Genomic DNA, 7,631 nt, shown 5'->3' on the forward strand with positions numbered 1-7,631 from the left:
TCTTAAAACTTGTTGGGAAACTTTAGCGGGTAAAGCTTGATACTGTTCTGTCTTTTTCATGAGAGAGGCCATCTGATTATAGGTCAAATAGCCATGACCATAAATGAAGTTTTGTCGGATTAAATAATTGGCTGAGTTGTAGAGATTTTTAGACTGCCAAGATAAATTATCTATCTCAGCCCAAAATCTATGTCCTTTCTTGATAATGTGTCTTTCGGCTACTAACATTATTGTCCGTTGTCTTTTAACTCAGCGTCGGGTTTTGAAGGGTTGTCATCCGTTGTGATAATTGTACCAGAAGGCAATTGATAGCCTGTTAAATTCCCTTGTTTCCACCACCTCCAAGCCGTTCGATAACTTATTGCTGCTTTTTTTGCCTAGTCTGATCGTCTCATGTCTATGTATTACTATGCCTGACTATATCTGACTATATTTGTATTGAAACTTTACAATACTCAAAGGATGGTTCTTCGTTACTTGGTATGGTTCGATAGGGGGGCATAAATCGACTAAATCGTTATTTGGCAAGAGATTTAATTGATTAGTTCGTTTTAGAGCGAAAACAATTGACAAAAATCGCCCAATGTCTTTCTACTTAGGGTGATAAGCAAACCTTATCTATCGGAGGGCGCAGGTTTCTTGCACCCCGACAGTAACGGATTTTGTCCACAATGTAGGGGCGAACTGCGTTCGCCCAAAAGGTACATTATCAAAGCGCAAGTCCCTAAGTGCAAGAGTGTCTATCCTAACTGAGAAATTAATTTTGTCCTATTACCTACATTAATCTCATTCCGAGATTTCGATCGAATTAAACGATCTTTGCCAACGTTTTTTCCAGTGGCTAGTCGGTTCTAAGTCACACAGAGCCTGTTCGCTGCGACGACGTTGTATGATAACTTCGGCTGGGTCAGTTAGAGTCGCGTCTCGATAGGGAATAGCGGCTTTAGTTTGCAGATGTTCCCGTTCCTGTGCCGATAGAGATGGGGGTAAGGACAAAAAACTGGCTATTGTCCCTGGCGATCGCCGTCCGACGCTATCGGTGGCTCCAATCTGCAATCCTGCTAATTGTAAAGCCCTTCGCACCGAGGCAGCACAGGAATAGGTGACTAAATAACCCGTCGGACTCAGACATTTGGCCACTAAAGCTAAAAACTCCACCGTCCACAGTTGCGGACATTTACCCGGGGAAAAGGGATCGAGAAAAATTGCCTCCGCTTGAAAACCCGCCTCAATCACCTTGTTTATCGTCTGTCGCGCATCCCCGATTAACAGTTTAGCGGTGAGATTAGGCAAGTCTAGCCGGTGATTATGGGCAAAATCACTTAAATATTCGGTAATTGGTTGACTCCAACTATTTAAGAGATTTTCTCTAATAGCTGCTAGGGGAACCATTCGATCGCTTTCTAACGCTAATAATTCTACCCGACAATCCCCCCTAACTCGCCAAATGGCTGCCAACGCAGCGGCGGTATTATACCCTAAGCCGTAACAAATGTCAAGAATTTTCAGATTATTGCTCTGGTCTGCTTTTGCTGCCAGACGACTGGAGAGGATAAATTTTTTCTCAGCCTCTTCCCTTGCCCCGGAAGTAGAATGATAACATTCGCCGAATTCGGTCGAAAAAAAGGTATAAGAACCATCCTCAGTGACTTTTTGCGGGTAAGCTTCGGGGGAGACAAGCATGGTGATGGAGAATGTCTTTGAGGTGAATATCAGTTTCCAGCAGGCAAGCATGACCACTATTGGGCAGAATCGTTAATTTTGCGGCGGGTAACTGCTGAATTAGGCGTTTAGCCTCCGCTACCGATGGTAACAGTCGATCTCCTTGACTGGCTATCACTAACACCTCCAATTGCAGATCTTTTAACTCGCTGGCACTAACCTGAAACCGTTGTAACTGGGATAAACGCCAGCTAATCGTCTTCGGTGGGACGTATTGCATGGCTTTGAGGAGAGAGCGGCGATCTTCCCGGGATATTCGACCGAGAGCGGCGAGAAAGGGTAAAATAGTTAGTGCCGAGCTGCCGTGGATGAAATCGGGCATTATCTGGGTGATACCGATTCCCAAGCTTAAAAGAGGTCTTTGATTAAAAGAAGAAGCGGGGTTAATTAAAATCAGTTTTTTAATTAATTTTGCTGATTTTGTCGCTATTTTCAAGGCTAAACAGCCACCAAAAGACTCACCGCAGAGATAGACTTTTCTCGATTGTCCCTTTAATTCCTGTGCCAATAAAGCAATCACGCAATCGCTTAATTCCTCCCAATCGCCGAGATATTGCGGGGAAATCGCCAAACAACGCAGATCGAAGTAAGGAGCAAGGTTTTTAATCTGACGATGGTATAGTTGGCCGCTGCCATCCATTCCGGGTAAAAATACAAACAGGGGATAATCGGGACGGGGATGACGGGGAATAATCCAACTGATAGGTTGTTCCATTGTGCAACAAGCGCGATCGATGTTAAAAAAGTTTTTTCTAGTTATCTATATTTAAGGATAATTAGGGTCTGCTGAAAAAGTACGGGCGAAGCATTCGGATAGAAAATCTACGGTTTCACCGATAGGTTATTGCCCGAATGCTTCGCCCCTACCGGACGCGGGCCGATGAAGACGCAAGGTTTTGAACGACGATTCTCTCAAAATCTTGCACCTGTTTCGGGAGAAAAGCCCCAAAACCCTTACTTTGCCTACATTTCACATTTATTCAGCAAACCCTAATTAATGTTAGAGAGATTTGCCAATTTTAATAGTAAGACTAACCCCCAACCTATGGATGGTTTCTCTCTGCTCCCAGGGTGCATCTCATTTTTGTAAATCTACCAATTGGGATTTTTACGGGGAAACTCTCGGCTAAAATCGGGCATTACTTTCGATTTTATCACTCAATCCCAGCTTTTGGGGGGCAGAACCCCCCAAACCCCTAGGGCTGATTCATAGTAGGGTTGATCCATAGTAGGGTTGATTCATGAATCAACCCTACCCGTTGGGGGCGTGGCGCCGCCCCCAAACCCCGGAGCGCATTAGCTTTTCGGTGGGATGCTTACAGACAGCTGCTGATACATTTGTAATCATCTAAGAGTCACTGATAATTGCTGATTGTCGGTATTCCTGCAAATGTGAGATGCAGCCTGCTCGCCAACCCCTGATAACTGATAACTGATAACTGATTAACTGAGCCAAATTTTTAGGCCGCCGCTAAATTAGCAGCCACGAAATCCCAATTAACCAACTTAGTTAAAAAGTCGCTGATGTAATCGGGACGACGATTTTGGTAGTCGAGATAATAAGCGTGTTCCCACACATCCATAGTTAAGAGGGGAACCTGTCCGGCGGTTAAAGGATTGTCAGCGTTGCCGGTTTTGGTAACTTTGAGAGTACCGTTATCGAGAACCAACCAAGCCCAACCACTACCGAATTGAGTAGCGCCCGCAGTTTTGAAAGCTTCGACAAATTTCTCGAAACTACCGAAATCTGCGTTAATTTTATCGGCTAAAGCACCAGTAGGCGTGCCACCACCCGCCGGTTTCATGCAGTCCCAATAAAAACTATGATTCCATGCTTGGGCGGCATTGTTGAAAACCCCAGCTTTAGAAGCATCACCGGCAACCTTAACGATAACTTCTTCTAAAGAGAGAGCATCGAGTTCCGTATCTTTGACCAAACCGTTATAGTTATTGACATAAGCGGCGTGGTGCTTGTCGTGGTGGAATTCTAGGGTACTTTTGGTGATACAAGGCTCTAAGGCAGTGTAATCGTAGGGTAAAGGGGGAAGTGTGTAAGCCATGTGTTCTCTGTATCCTCTCTTGAGAGCTTGTTTAAGGTAGTGTTGTTAACCTTTTGTCAGTATTCAGCTTAACCAAGACGAATACCTTTGCAATAAAACTTTACATCCTCAATCATAGCACCGAAGGAGACTTGATCAGTGATCACTGATCGATCAGCTTTTTTCTCCCATCTCCCTTCTCCCCCATCACCTCAACTCCAACCCCTCACCGATAACTGATAACTGATTACTGATAACTGAAAAATCCTCCCATCGACCATCTCCTAAATCCTAAGAAGATCACCAAACAATGTTAGAATAATTCCCGTACTGTAGGCGCTTGCAGATTCTTGTGGGCGTGGCAGGGCAGGCGAAAAACGATTCCGTTAGGAATTAGACCAAAAAAGCTCCACTGGAAACAGCAGTAGATTTTATCTCACTGGGTTGACCGGTTGGCACTTCGTCAAATTACGGATCAATACAAAATTATCATTTACAGATCTTTCTTGGTAACTTATGGCACAGCGTACACGCTTAGGTGAAATCCTTCGTCCCCTCAACTCGGAATATGGTAAAGTTTCTCCCGGTTGGGGAACTACCTTGCTGATGGGAGTTTTTATGGCTCTGTTTTTAGTCTTTTTGCTGATTATTTTACAGATCTACAACTCCTCCCTAATTTTAGAAGGATTTAATGTAGATTGGGGTCAGTAAGCAGATTCCAACAATCTCGTCGCCATTTTTGGCGGCAGAATTATCCCTCGGACTTTGGCAGGTGGGTTATTGCCCACCGCGAGTTTTTTATTAGGAGCAAAAAAATGAATATTTTTGGGATTGGATTACCGGAAATGGGGTTAATTCTCTTGATTGCCCTGCTAGTTTTCGGACCGAAAAAATTACCAGAAATCGGTCGCAGTTTAGGCAAAACGATTCGAGGATTTCAAGAAGCATCAAAGGAATTTGAAAGTGAATTTAAGCGAGAGGCCGAGCAGATTGAAGACTCGGTAAAAATCAAAGCTCAATTAGAGGAAAGTCAATCTCCTAGCGATCAAACTCGTTCCAGTTAAGAACTGTGTAGAGATAAAAAGGAAGAAGATTGGGCGATAAATTTGTAGATCAAATTCGAGGCTATCCGCTAGATTAACATCGAGATTGACCAGAGCCGGAATAAATTGGCAGTTTTACCATCGGCCGCCATTTCTACTTGTTAGTTTTTTTGACCGAGAAAGGGGGAAATCAGGTTTCGGAGCGCAAAATCGTCTTCAATGACGATAATTTTGGCAGCAGTCACGGCCATAGTTGAATGAGTAGGCAGAATATACCATCAGTTTGAGAATTCCCAGAAGGCAACAAAAAAATGACTATTTCCTTGCTATAAGTATTGTAGATGTCAAGAGTGGTAAATGAATGTCTATAGTGGTATCCCCCGAACAAGTCCATCAAATCGTCAACAACCTCCATCACGATCCCTTTGAGGTTTTGGGGGCCCATCCCCTAGAAGAAGGAAAAGTAAATAAATGGGTTGTTAGAGCCTATTTACCGAAAACCACGGCCGCTTGGGTTATTTTACCGTCCCAAAGACAAGAATATCCCATGACGACCGCTTATCACCCCCATTTTTTCGAGTGCGTCATCGATATCGGTGAACTGAACAATTATCAATTACGCATCCACGAGGGGGAACAGGAACGGGTAATCTATGATTCCTATGCCTTCCGTTCTGCCAAACTCAGCGATTTTGATTTACATCTGTTTGGGGAGGGCAACCATCATCGCATTTATGAAAAATTAGGGGCGCATTTAGCCGAAATCGAGGGTATTAAAGGGGTTTATTTCGCAGTTTGGGCCCCTAATGCCCGCAACGTCTCGATTATTGGTGATTTCAATAACTGGGATGGTCGTGATCACCAAATGCGGAAACGTAATAATATGGTCTGGGAATTGTTTATCCCAGAAATCGGTGTTGGCACTAAATATAAATACGAGATCAAAAATTGGGAAGGTCATATTTACGAAAAATCTGATCCCTACGGTTTTGCCCAAGAAGTACGCCCGAAAACCGCCTCGATCGTGGCTAATTTAGATAGCTATACTTGGGATGATAGCGATTGGATGGAAAAACGCCGCCATAGCGATCCTTTAACTCAACCGGTTTCCGTTTACGAATTACACCTCGGTTCTTGGCTGCACGCTTCTAGTGCCGAACCCCCCCGTTTACTTTCTGGGTCCGGGGAAGCGGTTCCCGTGTCGGAATGGAACACTGGGGCGCGCTTTTTGAGTTACTACGAGTTAGCCCAAAAACTAATTCCCTACGTTAAAGAATTAGGTTACACCCATATCGAATTATTACCGATCGCCGAGCATCCTTTTGATGGTTCTTGGGGTTATCAAGTGACGGGTTATTTTGCCCCCACCAGTCGCTACGGCAATCCTGAAGATTTCATGTATTTTGTCGATCAATGTCACCAAAATGGCCTTGGTGTGCTAGTGGATTGGGTCCCTGGTCACTTCCCCAAAGATGGCCACGGGTTAGCTTTCTTTGATGGTACTCATCTTTACGAACACGGCGACCCGCGCAAAGGGGAACACAAGGAATGGGGAACCTTAATTTTTAACTACGGTCGCAACGAAGTCAGAAATTTCCTCGTCGCTAATGCTCTTTTTTGGTTCGATAAGTACCATATTGACGGCATTCGCGTGGACGCGGTGGCTTCCATGCTCTATCTCGATTATTGTCGTAAAGATGGGGAATGGGTGGCTAACGAGTACGGTGGCCGGGAAAATTTAGAAGCTGCGGAATTCCTGCGTCAAGTCAATCATGTAATTTTTAGCTATTTCCCCGGAATTCTCTCTATTGCCGAAGAATCCACCGCTTGGCCGATGGTGTCCTGGCCCACCTATATGGGCGGTTTAGGCTTTAATTTGAAGTGGAATATGGGCTGGATGCACGATATGCTCGATTATTTCGGCATGGATCCCTGGTTCCGTCAATTCCATCAAAATAATGTCACTTTTAGTATGTGGTATAACCACAGCGAGAATTATATGCTGGCTTTGTCCCACGATGAAGTGGTTCACGGCAAAAGTAATATGATTGGCAAAATGCCGGGGGATGAGTGGCAAAAATTCGCCAATGTCCGGGCATTATTTGGTTATATGTTTACCCACCCCGGCAAGAAAACCATGTTTATGAGCATGGAATTTGGCCAGTGGAGTGAGTGGAATGTTTGGGGTGATTTGGAGTGGGGTCTTTTGCAGTACGAACCCCATCAACAGCTAAAACGCTTTTTTACTGATTTGAACGCCATCTATAAGAGTGAACCTGCTTTATATACCCAGGATTTTGGTCAGGATGGCTTTGAGTGGATCGACTGTAGTGATAATAGTCATAGTGTCGTTTCTTTCCTGCGCTGGAGCAAAAATTGGCAGGAGTTTCTGGTGGTGGTCTGTAATTTTACTCCCCAACCCCACAGCCATTATCGCGTTGGTGTACCCCATCCCGGTTTTTATCAGGAAATCTTTAACAGCGATGCGGGTAAATATGGCGGTAGTAATATGGGCAACCTTGGCGGTAAATGGACGGAGGAATGGTCCTATCATAGCCGTCCCTACTCGATTGATCTCTGTTTACCACCTTTAGGGGTTTTAGTTCTCAAAATCAGTCCTAATGCTTCTGGGGAATAGGTAAGCTTTTTTCAGTGATCAGTAAACAGTAATCAGTGAACTGAAAACTAAGGGACTTGCGCTTTGATAATGTACCTTTTGGGCGAACGCAGTTCGCCCCTACATTGTGGACAAAATCCGTTACTGTAGGGGCGCAAAGCTTGCGCCCTCCGATCGATCAGGTTTGCTGATCACCCTAACTAGGGGGAG

At 44.5% G+C, this 7,631-nt stretch carries 6 protein-coding genes and 1 pseudogene; 3 read left to right on the forward strand and 4 right to left on the reverse strand.

Features of this window, described 5'->3' with window-relative positions; genetic code table 11:
* The 4 genes and pseudogenes from O9324_RS05775 to O9324_RS05790 form a co-directional block, all read right to left on the reverse strand.
* Window positions 1-228: pseudogene (locus O9324_RS05775) on the reverse strand (transposase); the annotation flags it as partial.
* Window positions 229-786: 558 nt separating this feature from the next.
* Window positions 787-1,683: a tRNA (5-methylaminomethyl-2-thiouridine)(34)-methyltransferase MnmD gene (locus O9324_RS05780; RefSeq protein ID WP_288139696.1), complete on the reverse strand. Its 897-nt coding sequence runs from the start codon at window positions 1,681-1,683 to the stop codon at window positions 787-789.
* Entirely contained in the window at window positions 1,643-2,437 is a 795-nt protein-coding gene (locus O9324_RS05785; RefSeq protein WP_002789863.1) for an alpha/beta fold hydrolase, read from the reverse strand. The genes O9324_RS05780 and O9324_RS05785 overlap by 41 nt, the downstream gene beginning before the upstream one ends.
* 745 nt (window positions 2,438-3,182) lie before the next feature.
* Complete coding sequence (locus tag O9324_RS05790; protein ID WP_287733347.1) at window positions 3,183-3,782, reverse strand: superoxide dismutase; 600 nt, start codon at window positions 3,780-3,782, stop codon at window positions 3,183-3,185.
* A 495-nt stretch (window positions 3,783-4,277) separates the two neighbouring features.
* Between O9324_RS05790 and psbH the strand changes: the two genes are divergently transcribed.
* The 3 genes from psbH to glgB all read left to right on the forward strand — a co-directional run bounded on the left by psbH (window position 4,278) and on the right by glgB (window position 7,442).
* On the forward strand, window positions 4,278-4,472 hold the full coding sequence (psbH, locus tag O9324_RS05795) for a photosystem II reaction center phosphoprotein PsbH (protein ID WP_002736544.1): 195 nt from the start codon (window positions 4,278-4,280) through the stop codon (window positions 4,470-4,472).
* Between the two features lie 104 nt (window positions 4,473-4,576).
* The gene (locus O9324_RS05800) at window positions 4,577-4,825 is read left to right on the forward strand and encodes a TatA/E family twin arginine-targeting protein translocase (RefSeq protein ID WP_061430888.1); all 249 of its coding nucleotides are present in this window, start codon (window positions 4,577-4,579) and stop codon (window positions 4,823-4,825) included.
* Window positions 4,826-5,165: 340 nt separating this feature from the next.
* A complete protein-coding gene (gene glgB / locus O9324_RS05805; RefSeq protein WP_288139697.1) occupies window positions 5,166-7,442 on the forward strand; it encodes a 1,4-alpha-glucan branching enzyme in 2,277 nt (758 codons plus the stop codon).
* Window positions 7,443-7,631 lie beyond the last annotated feature (189 nt).

Origin of the sequence: Microcystis sp. LE19-84.1B, assembly GCF_027531875.1 — a bacterium.
GTDB classification, from domain to species: Bacteria; Cyanobacteriota; Cyanobacteriia; order Cyanobacteriales; family Microcystaceae; genus Microcystis; species Microcystis panniformis.